The organism is Testudinibacter sp. P17/SS/0325 (assembly GCF_053570765.1).
In genome coordinates this window covers 204,894-228,130 of record NZ_CM131635.1, presented here as the reverse complement: position 1 = coordinate 228,130, position 23,237 = coordinate 204,894, and the positions used below count along the sequence as shown (strand labels likewise).

Annotated in this window: 23 protein-coding genes; 8 read left to right on the top strand and 15 right to left on the bottom strand. The window is 49.6% G+C overall.

All coding sequences use genetic code 11. The features are described from left to right. Positions 1–45: 45 nt before the first annotated feature. Both nhaB and dsbB read left to right on the top strand, forming a co-directional pair. Positions 46–1,590 (top strand): sodium/proton antiporter NhaB, encoded by a 1,545-nt coding sequence (gene nhaB / locus ACWA50_RS01065; protein WP_431053494.1) that lies wholly within the window; start codon positions 46–48, stop codon positions 1,588–1,590. 12 nt (positions 1,591–1,602) lie between these two features. Then, the gene (dsbB, locus tag ACWA50_RS01060) at positions 1,603–2,139 is read left to right on the top strand and encodes a disulfide bond formation protein DsbB (RefSeq protein WP_431053493.1); all 537 of its coding nucleotides are present in this window, start codon (positions 1,603–1,605) and stop codon (positions 2,137–2,139) included. Positions 2,140–2,224: 85 nt separating this feature from the next. Here dsbB and cpdA read toward each other — a convergent pair whose 3' ends face one another. Then, entirely contained in the window at positions 2,225–3,055 is an 831-nt protein-coding gene (gene cpdA, locus ACWA50_RS01055) for a 3',5'-cyclic-AMP phosphodiesterase (protein ID WP_431053492.1), read from the bottom strand. A gap of 160 nt (positions 3,056–3,215) precedes the next feature. After that, complete coding sequence (gene nudF, locus ACWA50_RS01050) at positions 3,216–3,836, bottom strand: ADP-ribose diphosphatase (protein ID WP_431053491.1); 621 nt, start codon at positions 3,834–3,836, stop codon at positions 3,216–3,218. 122 nt (positions 3,837–3,958) lie between these two features. Here nudF and ACWA50_RS01045 point away from each other — a divergent pair, with 122 nt between their 5' ends. Then, the gene (locus tag ACWA50_RS01045; protein ID WP_431053490.1) at positions 3,959–5,311 is read left to right on the top strand and encodes a TolC family outer membrane protein; all 1,353 of its coding nucleotides are present in this window, start codon (positions 3,959–3,961) and stop codon (positions 5,309–5,311) included. Positions 5,312–5,364: 53 nt separating this feature from the next. Here the strand turns inward: ACWA50_RS01045 and ACWA50_RS01040 are convergent, their stop codons facing one another. After that, entirely contained in the window at positions 5,365–5,691 is a 327-nt protein-coding gene (locus ACWA50_RS01040) for an AzlD domain-containing protein (RefSeq protein WP_431053489.1), read from the bottom strand. Next, on the bottom strand, positions 5,684–6,394 hold the full coding sequence (locus tag ACWA50_RS01035) for an AzlC family ABC transporter permease (RefSeq protein ID WP_431053488.1): 711 nt from the start codon (positions 6,392–6,394) through the stop codon (positions 5,684–5,686). Before ACWA50_RS01035 ends, ACWA50_RS01040 begins: the two co-directional genes overlap by 8 nt. A gap of 85 nt (positions 6,395–6,479) precedes the next feature. Here ACWA50_RS01035 and ACWA50_RS01030 point away from each other — a divergent pair, with 85 nt between their 5' ends. The 4 genes from ACWA50_RS01030 to ACWA50_RS01015 are packed head-to-tail and all read left to right on the top strand — an operon-like array spanning position 6,480 to position 9,426. Then, on the top strand, positions 6,480–7,214 hold the full coding sequence (locus tag ACWA50_RS01030) for a 4'-phosphopantetheinyl transferase family protein (protein ID WP_431053487.1): 735 nt from the start codon (positions 6,480–6,482) through the stop codon (positions 7,212–7,214). After that, positions 7,211–7,852 (top strand): CDP-alcohol phosphatidyltransferase family protein, encoded by a 642-nt coding sequence (locus ACWA50_RS01025; protein WP_431053486.1) that lies wholly within the window; start codon positions 7,211–7,213, stop codon positions 7,850–7,852. Before ACWA50_RS01030 ends, ACWA50_RS01025 begins: the two co-directional genes overlap by 4 nt. Further along, entirely contained in the window at positions 7,849–8,460 is a 612-nt protein-coding gene (locus tag ACWA50_RS01020) for a lysophospholipid acyltransferase family protein (RefSeq protein ID WP_431053485.1), read from the top strand. The genes ACWA50_RS01025 and ACWA50_RS01020 overlap by 4 nt, the downstream gene beginning before the upstream one ends. 9 nt (positions 8,461–8,469) lie before the next feature. Next, positions 8,470–9,426, top strand: a complete 957-nt coding sequence (locus ACWA50_RS01015; protein ID WP_431053484.1) for a phosphatidate cytidylyltransferase — start codon at positions 8,470–8,472, stop codon at positions 9,424–9,426. A gap of 85 nt (positions 9,427–9,511) precedes the next feature. On the opposite strand, the gene ACWA50_RS01010 is transcribed toward ACWA50_RS01015, so the two are convergent. The 3 genes from ACWA50_RS01010 to ACWA50_RS01000 all read right to left on the bottom strand — a co-directional run bounded on the left by ACWA50_RS01010 (position 9,512) and on the right by ACWA50_RS01000 (position 14,332). Next, positions 9,512–9,754 (bottom strand): DUF5339 family protein, encoded by a 243-nt coding sequence (locus ACWA50_RS01010; protein WP_431053483.1) that lies wholly within the window; start codon positions 9,752–9,754, stop codon positions 9,512–9,514. Positions 9,755–9,875: 121 nt separating this feature from the next. After that, a complete protein-coding gene (htpG, locus tag ACWA50_RS01005) occupies positions 9,876–11,765 on the bottom strand; it encodes a molecular chaperone HtpG (protein WP_431053482.1) in 1,890 nt (629 codons plus the stop codon). 788 nt (positions 11,766–12,553) lie between these two features. Beyond that, positions 12,554–14,332: an ABC transporter ATP-binding protein/permease gene (locus ACWA50_RS01000; protein ID WP_431053481.1), complete on the bottom strand. Its 1,779-nt coding sequence runs from the start codon at positions 14,330–14,332 to the stop codon at positions 12,554–12,556. Positions 14,333–14,522: 190 nt separating this feature from the next. Between ACWA50_RS01000 and ACWA50_RS00995 the strand changes: the two genes are divergently transcribed. Then, positions 14,523–16,184, top strand: a complete 1,662-nt coding sequence (locus ACWA50_RS00995) for a putative transporter (RefSeq protein ID WP_431053480.1) — start codon at positions 14,523–14,525, stop codon at positions 16,182–16,184. Positions 16,185–16,532: 348 nt separating this feature from the next. Here ACWA50_RS00995 and ACWA50_RS00990 read toward each other — a convergent pair whose 3' ends face one another. From ACWA50_RS00990 to ACWA50_RS00955, 8 genes are read right to left on the bottom strand one after another with little or no spacing between them, the layout of a single operon-like run. Further along, entirely contained in the window at positions 16,533–17,756 is a 1,224-nt protein-coding gene (locus tag ACWA50_RS00990) for an NRAMP family divalent metal transporter (RefSeq protein WP_431053479.1), read from the bottom strand. Beyond that, on the bottom strand, positions 17,753–18,421 hold the full coding sequence (gene thiE, locus ACWA50_RS00985) for a thiamine phosphate synthase (protein WP_431053478.1): 669 nt from the start codon (positions 18,419–18,421) through the stop codon (positions 17,753–17,755). The genes ACWA50_RS00990 and thiE overlap by 4 nt, the downstream gene beginning before the upstream one ends. A gap of 22 nt (positions 18,422–18,443) precedes the next feature. After that, positions 18,444–19,268, bottom strand: a complete 825-nt coding sequence (thiD, locus tag ACWA50_RS00980) for a bifunctional hydroxymethylpyrimidine kinase/phosphomethylpyrimidine kinase (protein WP_431053477.1) — start codon at positions 19,266–19,268, stop codon at positions 18,444–18,446. Continuing rightward, positions 19,261–20,061: a hydroxyethylthiazole kinase gene (gene thiM / locus ACWA50_RS00975; RefSeq protein WP_431053476.1), complete on the bottom strand. Its 801-nt coding sequence runs from the start codon at positions 20,059–20,061 to the stop codon at positions 19,261–19,263. Before thiM ends, thiD begins: the two co-directional genes overlap by 8 nt. Before the next feature lie 3 nt (positions 20,062–20,064). Next, the gene (locus ACWA50_RS00970; RefSeq protein ID WP_431053475.1) at positions 20,065–21,006 is read right to left on the bottom strand and encodes an ABC transporter substrate-binding protein; all 942 of its coding nucleotides are present in this window, start codon (positions 21,004–21,006) and stop codon (positions 20,065–20,067) included. A 33-nt stretch (positions 21,007–21,039) separates the two neighbouring features. Further along, on the bottom strand, positions 21,040–21,687 hold the full coding sequence (gene tenA, locus ACWA50_RS00965) for a thiaminase II (protein WP_431054263.1): 648 nt from the start codon (positions 21,685–21,687) through the stop codon (positions 21,040–21,042). A gap of 38 nt (positions 21,688–21,725) precedes the next feature. Next, the gene (locus tag ACWA50_RS00960) at positions 21,726–22,472 is read right to left on the bottom strand and encodes an ABC transporter permease (protein ID WP_431054262.1); all 747 of its coding nucleotides are present in this window, start codon (positions 22,470–22,472) and stop codon (positions 21,726–21,728) included. Positions 22,473–22,477: 5 nt separating this feature from the next. Beyond that, positions 22,478–23,200, bottom strand: coding sequence for an ABC transporter ATP-binding protein (locus ACWA50_RS00955; RefSeq protein ID WP_431053474.1), 723 nt, complete (start codon positions 23,198–23,200; stop codon positions 22,478–22,480). Positions 23,201–23,237 lie beyond the last annotated feature (37 nt).

The following is a 23,237-nucleotide window of genomic DNA, read 5'->3' as shown; positions in this document are numbered from 1 at the left end:
AATGTCTTATCATATTTAAATTAAAAAGAAAGTTGGGATAACAACATGAATTACAGTCGTGCGATTTTGCGTAATTTTTTAGGAAAAACACCGGATTGGTATAAAGCGTGTATTTTGGGATTTTTGATTGTAAATCCGATCGTTTATTATGCGATCAGTCCCTTTTGGGCGGGTTGGTTGTTGGTTGCGGAATTTATCTTTACCTTGGCAATGGCGTTAAAGTGTTATCCGTTGCAAGCCGGAGGCTTGTTGGTCATCGAGGCTATTTTTATCGGCATGACCACGCCGAACCAAATTATGCACGAAGTGATGGCGAATATTGAAGTCTTGCTGCTGTTGATGTTTATGGTGGCGGGGATCTTCTTTATGAAGCAGTTGTTGTTGTTTATTTTCACTAAACTGTTATTAGGCATTCATTCCAAGTTGCGCCTTTCGCTGGCATTTTGCCTGTGCGCGGCTTTTTTATCGGCGTTTCTTGACGCTTTGACCGTGGTGGCGGTGATTATCAGCGTCGGCACCGGCTTCTATGCGGTTTATCACAAAGTGGCTTCCGGTTATACCTTCGATGATAATTCCGACGATATTTTCAACGATCAAAAAATTGATATGTCGCGTAATACCTTGGAGCAATTCCGCAGCTTTTTACGCAGTTTGATGATGCATGCCGGGATCGGTACCGCACTTGGCGGGGTGATGACCATGGTGGGCGAGCCGCAAAACTTGATTATTGCTGCTCAGGCAGACTGGGGCTTCGGTGAGTTTTTCGTGCGTATGCTGCCGGTGACGTTACCCGTTTTGTGTTGCGGTGCGTTGACTTGCGTGGCGTTGGAACGCTTCAAAGTGTTCGGTTACGGGCAACGTTTGCCGCAAAAAGTCTGGGTGGTGCTGGCGCGTTATGAACGGGAGCGGAGCCGAAAATTGACCGAACAGGATCGTGCCAAATTGTATGTCCAGGCATTGGTTGGGATCTGGTTGATTTGCGGTTTGGCATTCCATTTGGCGGCAGTCGGTTTAATCGGATTAAGCGTAATTATTTTGGCCACGGCATTTTGCGGTATCACCGAAGAGCATGCTTTGGGTAAGGCGTTCCAAGATGCGCTGCCGTTTGCTTCATTATTGGTGGTATTTTTCGCGGTAGTGTCGGTGATTATCGATCAAGGCTTGTTTCAACCGATTATCCAGTTTGTATTGCATGCCTCCGAAGAAACCCAGCTAGCGTTATTTTATATCTTTAACGGGCTATTATCTGCGATTTCTGATAACGTATTCGTCGGTACGGTGTATATCAATGAAGCTAAAGCGGCATTAATGGCAGGCACGATCTCCCAACAGCAGTTTGAGCTGATTGCGGTGGCGATTAACACCGGTACCAACCTGCCGTCGGTCGCAACGCCGAATGGACAAGCCGCTTTCTTATTCTTACTAACGTCTTCATTTGCACCGTTAATTCGTTTATCTTATGGACGAATGGTTTACATGGCATTACCTTATACTATCGTTTTATCGCTGGTTGGGTTAGTATCCGTAGAATTATTGTTGCCAAAATTGATGATTTGGTTTGAAAGTGTCGGCTGGATTGTTACAACATAAGAAGGAAAGCGAATGCTCAATTATTTAAAACAGGTTTCTCTTAGCCGCGGCAGCTGGTTTTTGTTATTGCTTTCGTGCCTGGCGTTTGAAGCAACGGGTTTATACTTTCAACACGGGATGAAGCTCGAACCTTGTGTAATGTGCATTTATGAACGGGTTGCATTTTTGGGGATTGCGCTCGCCGCATTAATCGGGATGTTGGCACCGCGCTTGTTGTTAATCCGTTTATTAGCATTGGCAATCGGTTTGTTCAGTGCGGTAAAAGGATTACTGTTAGCGTTGCAACACACCGACTATCAATTGGATCCGGCACCGTGGAACCAATGCCCGTTGATGGTGGAGTTTCCAACGACATTACCGTTGAATAAATGGTTGCCGCAAATGTTCGAAGCTTACGGTTCTTGCAGCGAATTGCAATGGTCATTTTTGGGCTTTGCCATGCCGCAGTGGTTAATTGTGATTTTTGCCGCTTATATTTTGCTGTTGGGATTAGTGCTGATCAGCCAAGTCAAGCCGACACGTTCACGCCAACGGACGCTGTTTAAATAAGCCGTTTCAAATCGGCGGCATATACAAAAGAGCGGTTATCTATCCATTCGGGTCGATAACCGCTCTTTGCGTTTTGCCGTTTGTTTTAATAACCTGAAATATTAAAATCCGGCGTGAATAAATTTTCTTTAATGCGTTTCACTTGTGTTTTTAATGTGCCGTCAGGATACAGCTCAAATTCACGCCAACCCGGCGGCATTGCCCCCAAACTGAAGTGATAGCTGTCGGATTTAAACTGAATGCAGGTCGATGGCGTGGTCAGAATGCGGTAGTTATTCCATTGGATATCCATTGCCTGATGAATATGCCCGCTGACAATCGCTTTGATCCGTTGATGTTGGTTCAGACAGCTTAAAAATTCGGAGGTGTTGCGCAGGTTATGTTGATCCAACCAAGCGGAACGGGTCGGCGCAATATGGTGATGTAGCACCACCACGCTGTACAAATCCGGATATTGTTCCAGTTTTGCCAGCAGCCAATCCAGTTGGTACTGGTTTAAATAGCCGTGCGGCACATTCAGCACCTGGCTGTCGAGCATGAGAATTTGCCAACGCTGGTTAACGATAATGTGTTTCAACGGAGAAATATAGTCGGACTGCCGATTGAGCACATCGACCATATGCGGCTGATAATCGTGATTGCCCGGAATCCAAAACACCGGTTTTTGCAGCCGTGTAATCTCCTCGCTGAAATAGCGGTATCCCTCCAAGCTGCTGTCTTGCACCAAATCCCCGGTAGCCAAGACAAACTCGAAGTTAAAGGGTGTTTGCTTAATTTCGGATAACACCGCAGCGAAACTATCAAAGGTATTAATCCCCAATAGCTCGGATTTTTTATCGGCAAACAGATGGGGATCGGTTACTTGAATAAACCGCACCGGCGTACTGTCCGAATGGTGTAAAAAAGTCGTTCTCAAAATATACCAACAAATTTTATAAAAAATAAAAATAATTTGTAACTGATAAGATACTGTTTTTGATAAAAATGTCAGTATTTTTATATTAAAAATGCTAGTAGGCGCACATTTTAGTGTAAACAAATGGCGAAAATATAGATATATATCACTTTTTATCGGGCTATAACCACTGTTTTTGCAAACGTTGATAATTCAGTTGCAGCCATTGTAATCCAATCACCGCAATACTGTTGTCGATTTGACCGTTTTCCACCCATTGATAGGCTTGTTCGCGGCTGACGACATGCACTTTGATGTCTTCATGTTCTTCCGCCAGCCCGTGCAAACCGCCGGCTTGAGCCGTATCGACTTTGCCGGCAAACAGATGAATACGCTCAAATACGCCGCCCGGGCTGTCCCACACGCTGAGCGCCGGTAACATTTGCTGAATAATCACGCCGGCTTCTTCTTGCGCTTCCCGGTGCGCCACTGCTAACGGTTGCTCGTTTTCCTCCACCATGCCGGCGATTAATTCCAACAGCCACGGTGATTGATTGCTTTCGGCAACATATGCCCCGATCCGCACTTGTTCGACCAACACCACCTGATCACGCAGCGGATCATAAGCAATCACCGCCGAGGCGGCGCCTTTATACAGCAATTCGCGGGTCACCGTACCGCTATAGCCGCCGGCAAACAGTTTGTGACGAAATTGAATTTTATACAGTTTGAAAAAACCGTCGTAAACCAAATCCTGTTGTTGGATTTCCAAATCGGCGGCGGAAAAATGTTCGATAGACATGCTAGGTTCCTTATCAGCTATAAAAGTGCGGTTTTGCCAGCCGCTAGTTTAACAAATTAACGGTTTTTTTTGCAGTGGCTTTTCGGTAAAATGAATGAACGATCATTTAGTGGAGAAGAAAAATGAAAAAAATGACATTGTTGTTGTCAGTGTTAACGTTAGGGCTGGCACAGCAGGCGGGGGCAGCCTCGCTGCTGGAGGCCTACGAACAGGCGAAAAACAGTGACCCGGTGGTGAAAAAAGCCTATGCCGACAGCCAACGGATTATCGAAGGAAAACATCAGGCGCAAGGAGCATTGTTGCCGCAACTGAGTGCCAATGCCAACTATGGCGCCAGCCGTTATGTCGACCACGGCACCCGGCATAACAGCGGCTATAACAACAGTTTCAGCCAGAACCGCACTTTTAGCGTCGGGTTGAATCTGAGACAAGCCTTATTCGATATGAGTTTGTGGCGCAATCTGTCATTGCAGGAAAAAACCGCGCAGCAGGCGGAAGTTGCTTATCAGGCGGCGCAGCAAAATTTATTGTATCGCGTGGCGACGGTATATGTTTCGGTGCTGAACAGTATCGAAACCCTGAATTCGGTGGAGGCGGAGAAAAAAGCGGTTTACAGCCAGCTCAGCGATACCAATAAGCTGTATCAGGTGGGTCTGGTGGCGATCACCGATGTGGACGAAGCCCAAGCGCAGTATGACAGCGTGATCGCCAATGAGATCATGGCGAAAAATGACGTCGATAACAGCGTCGAAGCCTTATATGAGATCACCGGGCAGTATCCGTCGGATATAAATAAGCTGAATACCAAAAAATTTAAAACCCAGACTTATGCCAATCCGCAGCAATACATTGCGCAGGGCGAACAACAAAATTTGACCTTAACCTATTACAAAATGGGCAAAGCGCTGGCGAAAGAGGGGATTAAAGTAGCGGAAAGCGCCTATTTACCGACGGTCAATTTGGTTGCCGGGCTAACCCATACCAATTCGCGCATGCCGATTGCCAGCAATTACGGCATTCCGGATCGCAATGTCGATCAAGCCACGATCGGGGTGGAAGTGGCGATACCGCTGTATACCGGCGGACAAACCAGCTCACGCGTGCGTCAGCAGCAACAGGCTTTTGTCAGCAGCGCCGAAGGCTTGGAATCGACTTATCGTGATCTGGTGCGCAATATCCGTTCAACCGTGAACAGCCTGAATGCGTCGTCCAGCTCGATCAAAGCCTATCGGCAATATGTGCGTTCATCGGAGAGTGCCTATCAGGCGACGTTGTCGGGTTATAATGCCGGCACTCGCACCATTTTGGACGTATTGACCAGCACCCGCACCCGCCATGAAGCGCAACGCCAACTGGCGTCGGCACGTTATAACTATTTATTGTTGGAATTGCAATTGCGCCAATTGGCAGGCACATTGAATGAAAGCGATTTAACCCGGCTGCATAAGATGTTAACGGTGAAAACCAAGCTGTAACGGTCGATGTTAATGCGAGATGAAACGCTGTCGGGCAAATTGCCCGGCATTTTTTAAATCAGCCAATATAACAAATTAATGCCTAGCACGCCGATCACCACACTCAACAGCATATTACGCCGCCAGATATAACTGGCTAATACGGCACTGAGCGCCAACAATTCGCGCACGCTGTCGAGCAACGCCGCTGAAAAATCGTTGGGAACCGTCAGGCTGCTGAACAGCAGAATCAGCATAATGCACAACGGTAAAGTGCGGTTCAAATGTTGCAGCCAGCCCAATTGCAGCCAACGTTGCGGCAAAAACAGCGGCAGGGCGCGGCAAGTGAAAATCGCCATTGCCATGCCGAACATGGTCAAAACGAATTGCCAATTACTCATGCTGTTCTCCTTGTTGTTGCAAGGCTAATTTATAACGTGCCAAAATCACTAAGATACTCACGAGAATCGCGGCTAACATCAGCCAATCCGCAGCAAACATTTTTGCAACCGCGAAGGCAATCAGCGCCAGGAAAATCGGAAAGATCTGGCGCGCTTGGCGATATTGTTCATAAGCCAAAATAATAAACAGGCAAGGCAGCGCAAACGACAAGTGCGGTATGCTATCGGCAAGTTCCGCACCGAGTAAGCCGCCTAACAGCGAAGCCGAGACCCAGTAAAACTGACATAAAAAATTGATTTGTGTCATCTGGATTGCACGGTTCGCCGGCGGCTGGGTGGAAACCAAGGCGTAGCTTTCGTCGGTGATCGAAAACGTGCCGTACCAACGCCGCCAACCGCGTTTCGGCAAATCGGCATGCAGTGCCAGCGTATAGAAAATTTGGCGCAGGCTAATCAGGAAGGTATTAATCACAATCGGAAAAAAGCCGGCGGCAGCGGCGAACAGCGGCAGCGCGGCATATTGCCCGGCGCCGGTGTAAACAAACACGCTCATCAGCACCACCAACCACAGCGGTAAACCCGCGCTGACACCGAGAATGCCGTAAGCAATGCCGGCGGCGTAATAGCCCATTGCAATCGGCAGGGTAAGTTTAATTAAGGCGCGCCAGCTTGTTACGGACGGGGCGGAAGATGTGCTGTTCATATCGGATAACGGATTGTTATTTTGTAAATAAGAGGCTAGTCTAAACAAAGCCAAGCAACTTGTCATTAATCAATTGGGGGAATGCATGCAAAAAGTTCAAAGTGCGGTCATCTGGGGCAATATCGCCGATCTGCCGTCAAGTGCGGTGTTGCGGCAATATCTGCCGCAGGCGTTTTTGCAGCGGGTAGAGACGGGCAATGCCCGTCGGCAACAGCGGCGGCAATGTAGTATTTTGGCACATTTTTTATTGGCAAAATTATTAGAACATGTTCAACAACCGCTTTCGTTATTGGAGCGGATTCAACGCACCGCCAGCGGTCGCCCCTATTTTACTGATATACCGCACTTGGATTTTAATATCAGCCATTCCGGCGATTGGGTGGCTGTGATATTGGCGATGGGAGAAAACGACAAAAGTGCGGTCGCGATTGATATCGAAAGTCCGCAAAAAGTGCGAAACTTTAACGGCTTGATCCGTTTTTATGCCGACACTGCCGAACAGCAGTGGTTTGCTGAGCAGCCGGATGCTGAAGCGGCGTTCTACCGCACTTGGTGCTTACGCGAAGCGGTGCTGAAATCGCAAGGGGTCGGCATTGTCAAACTGCGTTCGGTGATCCACCGCCCGGAAAGGTTGCAAATCGAATGCGCTTATGCACCGCCGGGCAAGTTGTTTTTTAGCGACGAATTGCCGTTTTATCTTGCTTATTTTTTACAACAAGATAATGAACCAGCGCCGCAACTTTTTGCTTGGCAACATGAGATGAATTTTGCTAACTTGACAAAACAGCGTATTTATCATGTAAATAAGGACAACATATGACAGCAAGCGAGAAAAACCGCCGTCCACTTGCAACGCGTAACAGCCGCTGGGCGCAGGCGTTCGCCAAAAAACTGGCGCAACGCAACAGCCCGACCCCGAATCAGATCTCCCTGCTGAGTATCGTATTTGCCTTACTCGGCGCATTATTGCTGGCGTTTTTACCCAATACTTTCGGCTTGATCCTGACCGCACTTTTGATCCAACTGCGCTTACTGTGCAATTTATTCGACGGCATGGTGGCGGTGGAAGGCGGTAAAAAAACCGCCAACGGCGCGTTGTATAATGAAATTCCCGATCGGGTGGCGGATTCGGTGTTGATTCTGGCACTCGGCTTTGCCGTCGGGCTGGCATGGCTCGGATGGTTGGGCGCGCTGTTGGCGGTGATTACCGCCTATATCCGTGTACTCGGCGGCTCGTTGGGATTGGAGCAACGTTTTAGCGGCCCAATGGCAAAACAGCAACGTATGGCGGTCTTAACCGCCGCTTGCCTGTTCGGCGCATTTGAATGGCTGCAATGGCAAAGCCAATATGTCTTATCCTTGGCATTACTGACGATTGTGCTCGGTTCATTGCTGACTTGCGTATTACGCACCCGTCGGATTTCTGCCGAATTGGCGCAACAAGCGAGGTCACAATGATTGCCAACTTATTAGCGGCACTAACCAAATTGCTGATCGGGGCGTATCCCTATTGGCGCAACAATCGCCCAAGTGCGCAGCAACGGCTCTATTTTGCCAATCACACCAGCCATTTAGACACGCTGGCGATTTGGTCGTCTTTCGCCGCGGAATATCGCGCCAAGATTCGCCCGGTGGCGGCGAAAGATTATTGGGATAAAAGCGGACTGCGCGGGCTGATTGCCAAACGCGCTTTGAATGCGGTGCTGATTGATCGCGAAGGCAAAAGCGATGATCCGCTGCAACCGTTGTATACCGCACTTGAGCAGGGCGATTCGTTGATTCTGTTTCCGGAGGGCACCCGTTCGCTGGAAAATGAACCGGCGGAATTTAAAGCCGGTTTGTACCATTTGAGCCAACGTTACCCGCAGTTGCAACTCGTGCCGGTCTATTTGGACAATACCCGGCGCAGCTTGCCGAAAGGCGCGTTTTTACCGCTGCCGTTCGGCTGTACGGTCACTTTTGGCGAGCCGTTGGCATGCGATCCGAATTGGGATAAAGCCGAATTTTTACGTCAAGCCAGACAAGCGGTGATTGCCTTATCGCAACCGCTGCTATCAGCAAAATAGGAGTTGACGATGTGGAATGTATTGATTGAAACGCTTAACCGTATTCCGGGCAAATTTTGGTGGGTGTTGGGCGGGATGTTGGCATTATTGCTGATCGCGACGCTGATCGGGCGTTGGCTGGCGTATAAAAAAAGCGGCGAGGTGATTGATAATCTGAATCATCGGATTAACGCGTGGTGGAGCATGGTGGCGATTTTGGTGCTGTGCTTTATCTTCGGCAAAGTGGCGACCTTGGTGTTATACGGCTTGCTCTCGTTTTTCGCGCTGCGCGAATTTATCACCCTAACCCCGACCCGCCGTGCCGATTATTGGGCGTTGGTGTTCTGTTTTTATGTCGCCATTCCGCTGCAATATTGGTTGATTGGTATCGAATGGTACGGGTTGTTCGTGATGTGCCTGCCGGTGTACGGCTTTTTGATTCTGCCGGCGATTCAGGCGTTATCCGGCGATACGCAGGCATTTTTCGAGCGCACCACCAAAATCCAGTGGGGCATGATGTTGACGGTTTATTGCCTCAGTTATGCGCCGGCACTGTTGCTGCTGCCGGATTTGGAATTCGAGGGGCAAGGTTTGCTGTTGTTGATGTACCTGTTAATCGTGGTGCAGTTAAGTGATGTATTTCAGTATGTGGTCGGCAAGCTGTTTGGTAAGCATAAACTGGCGCCGAAAGTCAGCCCGAGTAAAACCGTCGAGGGCTTGCTGGGCGGCGGCGCATTGGCGGTGGCGGTCGGTACCGCACTTTGGTGGATCACCCCGTTCAGTATCGGTTATGCGGCACTGTTTTCGTTGGTGATTGTGATTTGCGGCTTTCTCGGCGGTTTGTCGCTGTCGGCGGTCAAACGCAGCATGGGCGCCAAAGATTGGGGCGTGATGATTTCAGGGCACGGCGGCATTATGGATCGGATCGATTCGGTGCTGTTTGCCGCCCCGGTGTTTTTCCATTTGGTGCGTTATACCTATTTTTAAATTTTCATTTGAGCAACATAAAAGTGCGGTCAGATACAGATTGATCTGACCGCACTTCGGGCCGTTTAAAACGATAGCGGTGAAATTACATTTTCGGCATTTGTTTCAATGCTTCCAGTGCTTGTTCACACGCCATTTTTTGTGTGGCTAGCGGCATAGCGGCCATTTGCTTTTTACTTTCTTCCATTTGTTGTTTGATGGCGTCAGGTGCTTTTTCCACATATTCGTCAACCGCTTTGAAATATGCGTCACACTGCGGATCCAGATCGGCGGCATTGGCAGAAAAGGCAAATAGACCTAATACAGCGGCTAGCATGACTTTTTTCATAAAAAACTCCTCTTTTAAGAAATATTATAAGATAGCCATAACGATTGTTACGGCTACACTATTTTATCAAAATCACAAAGAATTGTTTTTTTTTACAAAAAATTACCCTTGCCGAAAAATTTTATTTAATGAACAGGGAATTCATGCGCTTAATAAACGCCGTCGGATTTTCCAACGTGCCGCGTTCGGACAGCATGGCTTGATCGAACAGCAGTTCAACCCATTCGCCGAATTGCGCTTCGTCGCTGGTGTCGGCGGTTTTCTTGACCAGTGCGTGCTCCGGATTCAGCTCAAAGGTATATTTTACTTCCGGCACCGGTTGCCCGGCGGCGGCGAACAGTTTTGCCATTTGCGTGGTCATTTGATCGTTGTCGGTCGAGACAATCGCCGGCGTATCGCTCAGGCGGTGAGTCAAGCGCACGTCTTTCACGCGCTCGCCCAAGTAGCCTTTTACGCGCTCGATAAATGAACCGAATTCTTCATCTTGCGCTTTGTAGCTCTCTTCCTGCTCTTTATCGGCTAAATCGCCCAGATCCAAGTCGGATTTGGTGACCGATTGCAGCGGCTTGCCGTCAAATTCGTTGAAGTAGCCCAACACCCATTCGTCGATACGGTCGGACAGTAACAATACTTCAATGCCTTTTTTATTGAACAGCTCCAAGTGCGGACTGTTTTTGGCGGCGATGTAGCTGTCGGCGGTGATATAGTAAATCGCTTTTTGCCCCTCTTTCATGCGCGCCACATAGTCTTCCAACGATACGGTTTGTTCGCTGCTGTCGTTGTGAGTGGAAGCGAAACGCAACAGTTTGGCGATCTCTTGTTGGTTGGCGTGATCTTCCGCCAAGCCCTCTTTCAGCACCAAACCGAATGCCTGCCAGAAGTTTTGGTATTTTTGTTTATCTTCGTCTTTCGCCAATTTTTCGATCATGCCTAAGGCGCGTTTGGTTAGGGCTTTACGCAACGCCGCAGTCACTTTGTTGTCTTGCAAAATCTCGCGCGACACGTTCAGCGGCAGATCGTTGGAATCGATCAAGCCTTTGACGAAACGCAGATAGTTCGGCATAAATTGCTCGGCATCGTCCATAATAAACACCCGTTGCACATACAATTTCAAGCCGTGTTTGTGTTCGCGGTTGAACAGATCCCAAGGGGCTTTTTCCGGCAGATACAATAGGCTGGTGTACTCTTGCTTACCTTCAACGCGGTTGTGCGCCCACAGCAGCGGATCGCTGAAATCGTGGCTGATGTGCTTATAGAATTCTTTGTATTCGTCGTCGCTGATGTCGGCTTTATTGCGTGTCCACAAGGCTTGCGCTTTGTTGATTTTTTCCCATTTCACGCCGGTTTCTTTGCCTTCGTCATCGAATTCTTTGACCAGCAATTCGACCGGCAAATCAATATGGTCGGAATACTTGCTGATGATTTGGCGCAAACGCCAGTCGTCCAAAAACGCTTTTTCGTCTTCACGCAAATGCAAGGTGATTTCGGTGCCGCGCTCGGCTTTTTCGATGTCGGCGACTTCATATTCGCCTTCGCCGGCAGACTGCCATAATACGCCTTGAACCGCACTTTCACCGGCGGCACGGCTTTTCACCGTGACTTTATCGGCAACGATAAACGCAGAGTAGAAGCCGACCCCGAATTGCCCGATCAGTTTGCTGTCTTTGGCTTGATCCGAGCCTAAGCTGCTTAAAAATTCTTTGGTGCCGGATTTGGCAATTGTGCCCAGATGGTCGATGATCTGTTCGCGGTTCATACCAATGCCGTTATCGCTGATGGTCAGCGTGCCTTTGTCTTTATCGGCGCTGACCCGCACTTTCAGATCGCCGTCGCCTTCGTATAATTCCGGCGCGGAAAGGGCTTTGAAGCGCAATTTATCCGCTGCGTCGGAGGCGTTGGAAATCAGTTCGCGCAAGAAAATTTCTTTATTGGAATAAAGGGAGTGAATCATCAGTTGCAGTAACTGTTTGACTTCAGATTGAAAACCACGGGTTTCTTGATTATTGCTCATTGTTGTTTCCTGTTTTTCTTTAGTTAAACAAAATTTGGTTAGGCTAGATATGGGAGCGGTTGGGGCGATTTCAAGGGGGTGAACCGCACTTTGGTTTTTTCTTATGCATCTTAAAGTTGCTATCGGGTTTCGCCGATGGCGACCGTACTTTTCTTTGCTTGTGCAAAGAAAAGTAGGCAAAAGAAAGCACACCCTAATGAACTGCTGATCTTCGCTTAGTGTGAATTTGCTTAACGGAAAATTTTTAATGCGCCCGCTACGCGGGCAAACTCGCTTCGCTCAAACAAAAAAATTTCCCTACAAATTTCACACCCGCTCAGGCAGTTCACAAGGGAACCCGAAAAACACGACGCAGAATACCAGATTTTAATTACTACAGAAGGTAGGGGCGCATTGAATGCGCCCAAGATATAACGACTTAATTATAAATAGAAAAATGAAAGTGCGGTGCGGTTGGTTTTAAATTCCCCATCTGGAGTGCCTGAGCGTTTGCGTGAAGATTTCAAGGTCAATTTGTCGTGTCCGAAGCCTGCGTAGCAGGCAAGTTTACAAATTGACCGTAGAAATTAGCAAAGGCGAAGATCAGCACTACAATTGGGGTGTATTTTTTTGCTTACTTTTTTTGGACAAGCAAAAAAAGTAAGTCGCCACAAGGCGAAAAAGCGATAGCGATAAAAAAATCAGTCGCCATCGGCGAAACCCGATAGCGATTTTTAGATGAATGAAAGTAACGAATACCAAAAGCAAAGTGCGGTTCAAACCAAGTCCAAACCGCACTTAGCGCAAATTTACTCTAACCGCCAACCGCCGTCTTGTTCAATATATAGCAGGCTGTTATGGAAACGCTTCAAGGTAGAGCGGTGTCCGACGCTGATGATGGTGCTGTGTGGCAACTCTTGCTGTAACAAACGATACATCGCGTCTTCCAAACCCTCGTCCATGCTGGCGCTGGCTTCGTCTAAAAAGATAATCTGCGGTTGGTTCAACAACAACCGTGCGAATGCCACCCGCTGTTGTTCGCCGAGGGATAAAATCTGCGTCCATTCATTGCGATCGGTCAATTTATCGCTTAAATGCGCTAATGCCACTTTTTGCAACACTGATTGTTCGTGTCGGTAATCTGATTTTTGCGGCGGCGTGTCGGGATAATACAGCGCGTCTAACAGACTGCCTTGCGGCAAATACGGTTTTTGTGACAGGAACAGCGCATTGCTTGGCGCGGCAATTTCGCCGTCGGCATATGCCCACAACCCGGCAAGCGTGCGCAACAAGGTGGTTTTACCGACGCCGGACGGCCCTTGAATCAGTAAATGGGTTTGCGGCGCAATGTCCAGATTCAACCCTTTGATCAACGGCGTATGCGCCGGTGTTTTCACCGTCAGGTTATTAACTTGCACATGGCTAGGGTGTTCGCTGATTGTCGGCATAGGCAGTTGTTCGGCGTTGTGCATTGCGCTGTTGAAGCCGGTTAAACGGTCAAGCGTGGCTTTATAAGCGGCGAACTCGTCATAGGAGGTGCGGAAAAACGACAGGCTGTCGTGCAATTTGCCGAACACATTGACCGTTTGCATTAAGTCACCGAGCGAAATCTGCTGGCTGAAAAAACGACCGGCTTGAATCAAAAACGGAAACACCACCGAGGTTTGGCTGACGATAAGGTTAAATCCGGAGAATTTCAGGCTGCGATACACGATTTGCCATACGTTACCAATGACTTTCTCGAACTGGCTGAACAAGGCGTTGCGTTCGCTTTTTTCACCGCCGTAAAAGGCAATGCTTTCCGCATACTCTTTTACCCGAATCAGTGAATAACGGTAATTCGCGTTGAGTTTTTCATTTAAAAAATTGAGCGCAATCAACGGTCGCCCTAATTTAAAGGCAAACAGCGAGGTGATTAACACATAGCCGAAGGCGACAAAGACCATGCCGTGCGGAATTTCCATGCCGGAAAGTGCAATCGGGCCGGAGAGTTTCCAGAGGAGAAGGGTAAAGGCGATAATCGAGGTGATCGCACTGATTAAGCCGGTGGAAAAACTGAGCGAGCTGGACACAAACGATTGGATATCCTGTTGAATCCGTTGATCGGGGTTGTCCAAGCGATTGTAGCTGTATTGCGTTTTGTAATAAGTGCGGTTTGTTGTCCAGCGTTCGACAAACGTGCGGTTCAGGGTGGTGCGCCAGTTAATGGTAAAACGTTGCGACAGGTAATAGTTGCTCAAAACCAGTACCACGTTGATGGTCGCTATCACGCCGAATACCGCCATCATCTGCCAAAAGAGCGGTGCATTCAAGTCTTGCAACGATCCGTACATGATATTGTACCAATTCGAGATCACGACGTTTAGGCGCACGCCCATCAGCGATAATAAAACGATCACCAAAAACAGCATAATGGCTTTGAGATTGGTTTTGGGATCAATGTAGTCGGCGGCCAGTTGCCAAAATTGTTTGCCCCAGCGGCTGGTTTTGATCAATAAAAACGCCAGTGCCGCTAAAAACAGGAGGCTGCCGATAAAAGCTTGCGCCAGCCAAACGGACGATTCAATAAGTTCTTGTTGCCAGTTCATAATAATTTCGATTTAACAATGGATAAGCATTTGATTCGCAAATAGCTAAAAAGTTTAACAACACACTCAAATTTTTAAATAAAAAATCTTAGTTTTGTTTCAAAAGTTTGCACTATAACAAATTTTTGCCATTTTAACCTAGGTATAATACACGCAGTTTATTTTTTAAATTTCAATAATAGGAGATGTTATGAGTGATATAGCTATCACGGTCAGCCTGCTTGCGCTGGTTGCCGTGATTGGATTGTGGTTGGGGCATTTAAAAATCCGGGGGATAGGAATCGGAATCGGCGGCGTGTTGTTCGGCGGCATTCTGGTCGGGCATTTTATCAAGCAATACGGCTTGAGCCTCGAATCGCACACCCTGCATTTTATTCAGGAATTCGGCTTGATTCTGTTTGTTTATACCATCGGGATTCAGGTCGGACCGGGCTTTTTTGCCTCTCTGCGCCAATCGGGATTAAAACTGAATCTGTTTGCGATGATGATTGTGTTGCTGGGGGCTGTATTGGTGGTGGCACTACATCTTGGTTTCGGCGTGGAATTACCGATTATTTTAGGGATCTATTCCGGCGCGGTGACCAACACGCCGTCGCTCGGTGCCGGGCAGCAGATTTTGGCGGAGCTGGGCATCACCAATATCACCGAAACCATGGGGATGGCATATGCGATCGCCTATCCGTTCGGGATTTGCGGTATTTTATTGGCGATTTGGCTGGTGCGTCTGTTTTTCAAAATCAAGATTGAGGAAGAACATCAGCAATTTGAAAAAGAATCAGGACACGATAAAGAGAGTTTGAGCAGCCTGAATGTGAAAATTACCAATCCGAATATCAGCGGCTTGAAAATTCGCGCCATTCCGGGCTTCGAGGCGAAAAACGTACTTTGCTCACGTTTAAAACGCGGCGCAGAATTGATTGTACCGCACGCGGATACCGAAGTGCAGGTGGGGGATTTAATGCATTTGGTCGGCGATATGCCGGATTTGCAACGGGTGCAGCTGGTGGTCGGGGAAGTGGTGAAAGAATCGCTGTCTACCCGTGGCACCGATTTGCGTTCGGTGCGGGTGGTGGTGACCAACGAAAATGCGTTGGGTAAGAGAATCCGTGATTTGAAAATCAAACAGAAATACGAAGTGGTGATTTCGCGTTTGAACCGTGCCGGGATCGAACTGGTGCCGACCAGCAACACCAGCCTGCAATTCGGGGACGTATTGAATCTGGTCGGGCGTTTGGATGCGATTGAAGCGGTGACGGCGGTGATCGGCAATGCGCAGCAAAAATTGCAACAGGTACAAATGCTGCCGGTGTTTATCGGCATTCTGTTAGGGGTGTTGGTCGGATCAATACCGATTTCACTGCCGGGTTTTCCGGTGGCGTTAAAATTGGGTTTGGCAGGCGGCCCGTTAGTCGTTGCTCTGATTTTGGCGCGTATCGGCAGTATCGGCAAACTGTACTGGTTTATGCCGCCGAGCGCCAACCTTGCCTTGCGTGAAATCGGCATTGTGCTGTTCCTCTCGGTGGTCGGAATCAAGGCCGGCGCGAACTTCATTGATACGCTTATCAGCGGCGACGGTATGGAATGGATGATGTTCGGTGCGGTTATCACTTTTGTTCCTTTGATGATCACCGGCGTTGTCGCCCGCGTGTACGGTAGAATGAACTACCTGACATTAAGCGGCTTACTCGCCGGTTCAATGACCGATCCGCCGGCGCTTGCCTTTGCCAACGGTATTAAAGAAGACAGCGGCGCGGCAGCACTCTCTTATGCCACGGTCTATCCTTTGGTGATGTTTATGCGGATCATGTCACCGCAAGTATTGGCGGTATTGCTGATGTTGTTTGTGGGATAACAGACAGTTGGGATAAAAAGAACAAGGTGTTGTCCTTTCAGGCTGATGACAAAGTCTCTTTCTCTAATCATTTCCCTCCCTCCGTATACGGAGGGAGGTGTCCGAAGGACGGAGGGAGGCATAAATGATTTTAAAAAGTAATATGTTGCATTTTCATATTGCCCCTCCCTCCCCATTTTTCTTGCGAAAAATGGTACTCCCTCCGCACGCGGAGGGAGAGAAGTCAGTTTGTCAGCAATCTCAAAGGACAACGTTGTTGTCCTTTTGTTTTTTTATCGCGGAGCAGATCACTTTTTGGCTACTATGCCGATTTAGCTCTGTTGTAGATAAACTAAAATGAGCAGATTGTCAGCGATACAAAAAATAAACCCCCACCATCGCTACCAAATATACAATCCCCGCCCATGCCAAATACGTCAGCCAAATTTTTTGTCGTTTGCCCTGTCGTACCAGGCTGAAGTTGAGCCAGGCGAATACCGGGGCGGAGACGAAGGAGGCGGTCATGGCGAAGGGGATCATTTTGCCGATGGCGCCGCTGAAAAACTGGATCACGATAAAGGCGGAAAGGGTGGTGAACAGCATGGAGTAGCGCAGGGCTTTGTCATGATGTGCACTGACCGCACTTGGGGCTGTGCTTTGGCGTAATAAAGCGACGGTTTGCTGGTTGCTGCGTGAGTAGCCGTCCACTGCAACGATGGTGGTGCCGTAAATGCAGATAAATGCCACCAACGCCATAAACCAGCGCGTCCATTCGCCGATACTGAGGGCGTACATCTCAACGAATTGGCGGATAAATTGTCCGCCTGCCAAGGTTGGGATCGGTTTGCCGTATTGCACCATTGCGCCCAGTGCCATAAACATCAAGGCGAGCAGGATGGTGACGAAATAGCCGCTGTTGAAATCGAGCAAGCGGCGTTGGCGGTAGTTCGGATCAAGGCGGCTTTTTTCCACCACCCATAACGAACTGGCGACACTCAATTCCATCGGTGCGGGCATCCAACCCATTAGAGCGATGAGAAACGGAATCGCGCCCAATGTCCAAGCCGAGGGGGCGGCGAAATCGGCACTGATTGCCAGGGCGCTGCGCCCGAAGGCAATTAATAATGCCAACAGCGTAATCAGCGACAGCAGTAACATAATGCTTTTGGAAACTTTATCCAAGCGCGGATATTGGCGCGAGAATAAAATTGCCAAAAAGCTGAACAGTACGATCAGATTTAAGCCGTTTAACGCCACCTCAAACGGGATCAACATGGTTAGCAGCACCGCCGATAACAGCGTGCCGCCGGCAACATTCACCATGGTGGCAAACAGATTGAACGCGAGAAACAGCCATAAATAGCCCTTGCCTTTTTCGGCGTAGCCCTGCAACACGCTTTTATTATTCAGCGCGCTGTAGTCAAAGGCGAAGCGGAAAAACGGATATTTCAACAGATTCACCGCGATGATAAACAAGGCAAGTTGATAGCCGTAATATGCGCCGGCTTGGGTGGAGGCGATGATATGCGAGCCGCCGACGCAGGACGATGCCATGATAATGCCAGGCCCAAATTGTTTGCTGAATGATTTCATTTAATCCCATGTCCTTGTAACTGCCGGATTGTGTGTTGTAAGTTTTGTGCTTGTGTGATTGCCGAAATGACCGCCACACCGTCCGCACCGGCTTGGCGGATCGAAAGTGCGGTTGCGCCGCTGATACCGCCGATCGCCACGAGCGGTTTTTCAATCCCCCGCTGCCGAATTTGTCGGATTAAATTTAAGCCGACCACGGCATTGGCGTCGGTTTTCGATTGGGTGGGGAAAATCGGCCCTACGCCGAAATAGTCCACCGCCCGTAATTCGGCATTCTCGATGGCTTGCTGCAAGGTATTGACCGATAATCCCAGTAATAACTTGCCTTGGCATTGTTCGATCACTTGTCGAACCGGGCGATCCGCCTGCCCGACGTGCACCCCGTCCGCTTGTAGCGCAAGTGCTAAATCCACATCATCATTCACAAAAAACGGCACATGATATTGTCGGCATAAATCACGGCATTGTGTTGCCAATTGGCGAATTTGCTGCGGATCTTGCAGTGAAAAGTTGCCTTTTTCACGAAATTGAAAACAACCGATACCGCGCTTTAAGGCTTGCTCCAAGCAGGCTAATAATGCTTGCGGCGGCGAGCCGCCTAAGTGACGGCAGTCTTGCGTACCGGCGATAAAATAGACGGCAAGCATTTGCTTAATGTTTGTCATTTTTTCCTTCAACGTAAGCCCCTTAACGCCGCCCTGCGATCGGCAGTGATGAAAATGCCCAATGGTTGGTCGGGCCGTGTCCGTGTCCGAGATTCAGCGGATGGGTGATTGCCGCGGTAATAAATTGCTTGGCGAGTTTGACGGCGATGGTCGGCGATTGCCCTTTTGCCAATTCGGCGGTAATGCAGGCGGAAAAGGTGCAGCCGGTGCCGTGGGTGTGCGGCGTGCGGTAGCGCGGGCTTTCGAGCGTGAAGCTGGCGCTCGGGGTAAACACCCAATCGCAACAGACCGCACTTTGCGAATGTTGGCTGTGTCCGCCTTTGATCACCACCGTTTTCACGCCCCATTCCTGCAGGTAGCGTGCCGCTTTTTCCGCACTTTTTGCGCCTAAAATCTCAATGCCGGTTAAGGCTTCGGCTTCGGGCAGATTGGGGGTGAGAATGTCAGCGAGTGGCAGCAAATGCTGCTTGAGTGCCGCGACCGCACTTTGCTGTAACAACGCCGCTCCGCCTTTGGCGATCATCACCGGATCAAGCACCAGATGTTGAAAGCGGTAACGGCGCAAACTCTCGGCGACCGCTTCAATAATCTCGGCTGTGCCAAGCATGCCCAATTTCACCGCCGAGATGTCGAAATCCTCGGCGACTGCTTGAATTTGCGCCTGAATGGTGGCGACCGGTATCGGGTGAATCGCGTGCACGCCTAAGGTATTTTGTGCGGTAATTGCGGTTACCGCACTTGTGCCGAATACGCCGCGCATTTGAAAGGTTTTCAAATCCGCCTGAATGCCTGCGCCGCCGCCGCTGTCGGAGCCGGCAATGGTTAAAGCTTGCGCAATATTAGACATAATCCGCCCTCGCCAGTTGTTGCACTTGCGCATTGTCCACTGCCGCCAGTTGATCTAAAAGTGCGGTATAGAATTGTCCGTGTTGCGATGGTTGTAAATTTTTTGCCGCCAGTTCGCCGGCAATGGCGTATGCGCTTGCCCCTTCGACCATCGCCTGAAAATCGTCTTGGGCGGCGACGGCTAAGAATGCACCGCAGACCGCACTTAACAGGCAGCCTGAGCCGGTAATGCGCGGAAACAGCGGCGTGCCGTTGCGAATATGCGCCACTTGTTTGCCGTCGCTAATCACATCAATTTCGCCGCTAATCATCGCCACGCAATGATACTGTTGTGCAATTTTGTTTGCGATAGAATCCAAATCTGCGTTGCCACTGCCGACATCCACCCCTTTGCTTTGCCAACTGACATTGGCGAGAAACGCCATTTCACCGGCATTGCCGCGAATGGCGCTGAAGCGGATTGCTTGCAGCAATTGCGCCACCGTTTGTTGGCGGAAGCGGGTTGCGCCCACGCCGACCGGATCAAGCACCACCGGAATGCCGTGGCGGTTCGCCGCTTTTCCGGCAAGCAACATCGCTTGCACCTGCCCGGCGGTCAGCGTGCCGATGTTAATCACCAAGGCATTGCAAATGCGCGGCAGTTCGTCCATTTCTTCGACCGCACTTGACATAATCGGCGAGGCGCCGAGTGCCAATAAACCATTGGCGACATAATTGGCGACAACAATGTTGGTGATATTGTGAATCAACGGGTTACGTTGGCGCAGTTGGCTGAGATAATCGGTGGTCAGCATAAATTAATCCTTCAGTTGTACGGCGTAATCGGCGAGTGTCGGCACGCTTTTGATTAAGCCTTGTCGTTGCATAAATTCCGCCATCTGCCGATAGCGGTTTTCGTCAAGGGCGCGCGGGCGCAGCGCCAAGCGCGGCAGGGTATCACGCCAAGCAAGGCGGTTGAGTTCGTTGTCTAACTCATTTGGTTTATAGCTGACAAAATCCTGCCATGCTTGATCAGGGTGGTTAATCAGATAGATCGTGGCTTGTTCAAGTGCGGTCAGAAAGGCACGCAATTTTTTGTCGGACAGCTTGTTTTTGTTGGCGACCAAAATCAGCTCGTCATAAGCCGGCACGCCGTGTTCTTCCGGATAAAACGCCAAACCCGGTTGTTTTTCCAGATCCATTTGGTTCAATTCAAAATTGCGGAATGCGCCGATCACCGCCTCGACTTGACCGCTGATCAGCGACGGCGACAATGACCAATTGACATTGATCATTTCAATATCTTTTTCGCTTAAACCGTATTTTGCCAACATCGCTTTCAGCAGACTGGTTTCAAAACCGCTGACCGAATAACCGATTTTTTTACCTTTCAGATCAGCGATGGATTTGATGTTGCTGCTTTGCAGCACCACCAAGCTGTTGAGCGGGGTCGCAACCAAGGTGCCGACGCGCACCAACGGCAAGCCTTCCGCCACTTGCATTTGCAGTTGCGGTTGGTAATCGACCGCCAAATCCGCTTGCCCGGCGGCAACCAGTTTCGGCGGCATTGAGGGATCGGCCGGTTCGATAATTTCAACCGTTAAATCGTGGGCGGCGAAATAGCCTTTCTGTTGCGCCACAATCAAAGCGGCATGATCGGGATTGACGAACCAATCCAGCAGCAGCGTGATTTTTTCTTTCGCCTGCAACGGCTGGCTCAAGAGTAAAAGTGCGGTCAGAGCGGTGAAAAAGGTTTTCATGGTGTTTTCCTGTTGTGAGTGTGTGAATTATCGTTAGCTAAGGTCTAATCCCATTTGCCAAAATGCCACTTCCATGCGGGTGGCGGTGGTGAAAATCTGTTGCACTTTGGCGCGTTGTTTCGCGGTTAAGTCGCGGCACAATTGGTTGAGCAATTCGCCTAATTGTGCGGCGGCTTGTTGGAAATCCGCGGCGGCGTAGTTGTCGATCCAGTCTTGATAGGGATTATTCGGCGGGCTGAGTTTCTGTTCCGCGATCCAACGGGCGATTTCGGCATAACCGAGCGCGCAAGGCGCAATCGCCGCATACAAATCCGCCAGACTGCCGTTAATGCCGCAATCCAACACATAACGGGTGTAGGCAACGCAAGCGGGGGATTCGGGCGTTTGCAATAATTCCTCTTCGGCAATGCCCCACTGACGGCAGAAGCCGATATGCAGTTGAATTTCTTGCAATAAAATGCTGATGGCATGATTGGCTTGCTGCATTTGTGCGAAGTTGTCGGACTTAAACAGACTCAACGCCAAGGCGCGGTTATATTGAAACAGATAGAGATAATCCTGTTTTAAGTAGTGCTGGAAACTGGCTTTCGGCAGTTCGCCGCGCGCCAATTGCAACACAAACGGATGTTGGGTGTACGCCAGCCAATGCGGTTGTGCCTGTTCGATTAAGTGTTGGGTGATGGTCATTTTTTCCTCTTTTTTTATGCTCGCTTTTTTATTTAGTTGAGTTGAGCCGCCCATGGAATAAAACGGCGTAACAGTCGGTCGACGACAAAATATAAGCTCAGCGCCATTAATATTAACAACAGCAGGGCGGCGAACATCAGATCGACCTGCATGCGTGCATTGGCGTGCAACATCAAATAGCCCAAACCTTTTGATGAACCGACCCATTCGCCGACCACAGCACCGATTGGCGCAACCGAAACCGCAATGCGCAAGCCTGACGCCAAGGCGGGCAATGCCGCCGGCAACCGCACTTTGAACAGCAACGGTAAACGTTTTATTTGCATACTGTGGGCTAAATCCAGCCACGCTTGCGGAGTGTTGCGCAAGCCGTCGTAACAGGCGGCGGTGACCGGAAAATAGATAATCAACACCGTCATCACGATTTTTGAAGCCATGCCGTAGCCGAACCACAGCACCAACAGCGGCGCAATCGCAAAGACCGGAATTGCCTGAGAAATCACCAGTAACGGCATTAAAAATGCAGAGATTGGGGCGGACAGTGACAACAACAGCGCAGAGCCTAAACCAAGCAAAAAACCGAGGGTTAAGCCGAGCAAAATCTCAAGTGCGGTAACTTGCGCGTGTTGCCACAGCAATGGGGCGTGGGTTTTCAGTTGTTGCGCGACCGCACTCGGCGCAGGCAATAGATAGTGCGGCAGTGCCAGCAGGCTGACCGCACTTTGCCACAACAACAGCAAAAGTGCGGTCAGCAGCAGGATTTTGGCGAGGGATTTCAGCTGCTTCACGGCGTTGTTCCCTCTAATAATTGCGCGATAAGCTGCTGTTGTAATTCGAGGCTGGCGGAATTGAGCGGGCGTGGTTTGCTTCCCGGCGGCGTAACAGCGTTGGTGAGCGATTGTGCGGTTTGCTGCAACACATAAATCTGATCCGCCAAACGCACCGCCTCTTGCGGATCGTGGGTGATTAACAGCACGGTTTTGTCTGCCAGCAGTTCACAGGCGAGATCTTGCAGTTGTAAACGGGTGACCGCATCCAATGCTGAAAACGGTTCGTCCATTAAAATCAGATCCGCCTGCTGCATTAAGCAACGTGCCAACGCCACACGCTGCCGCTGCCCGCCGGAGAGTTGATAGCAACGCTTGTGTTGGTGCTCCTGCATTTGTACCGCACGTAGCAACCGCTCGGCTTGTTGCCGGGTCGCTGCATTTTTCTTGCCTTGCAGATGGGCTTCCAGCTGCACGTTATCGACAATCGACAGCCACGGATAAAGCGAATCTTGTTGCGCCAGCCAGGCTAATTTTAGCGGACGGGCAAAGTGAATATTGCCTTGCCGAATGCTGTGCTGTTCCAATCCGGCAATCGCACGCAATAACGTGGATTTGCCCACGCCGGAACGCCCGAGCAGCACCGTCCATTTGCCGAGCGGCAGATCGAAATCAAAGTCATTGAACAACGACTGTTCGCCGAAAACTAAGGTTAAGCCGCGAATTTGCACCGCATTCATCGTGCGCACCACTAACGGCAATTAACGCAAGAAACGG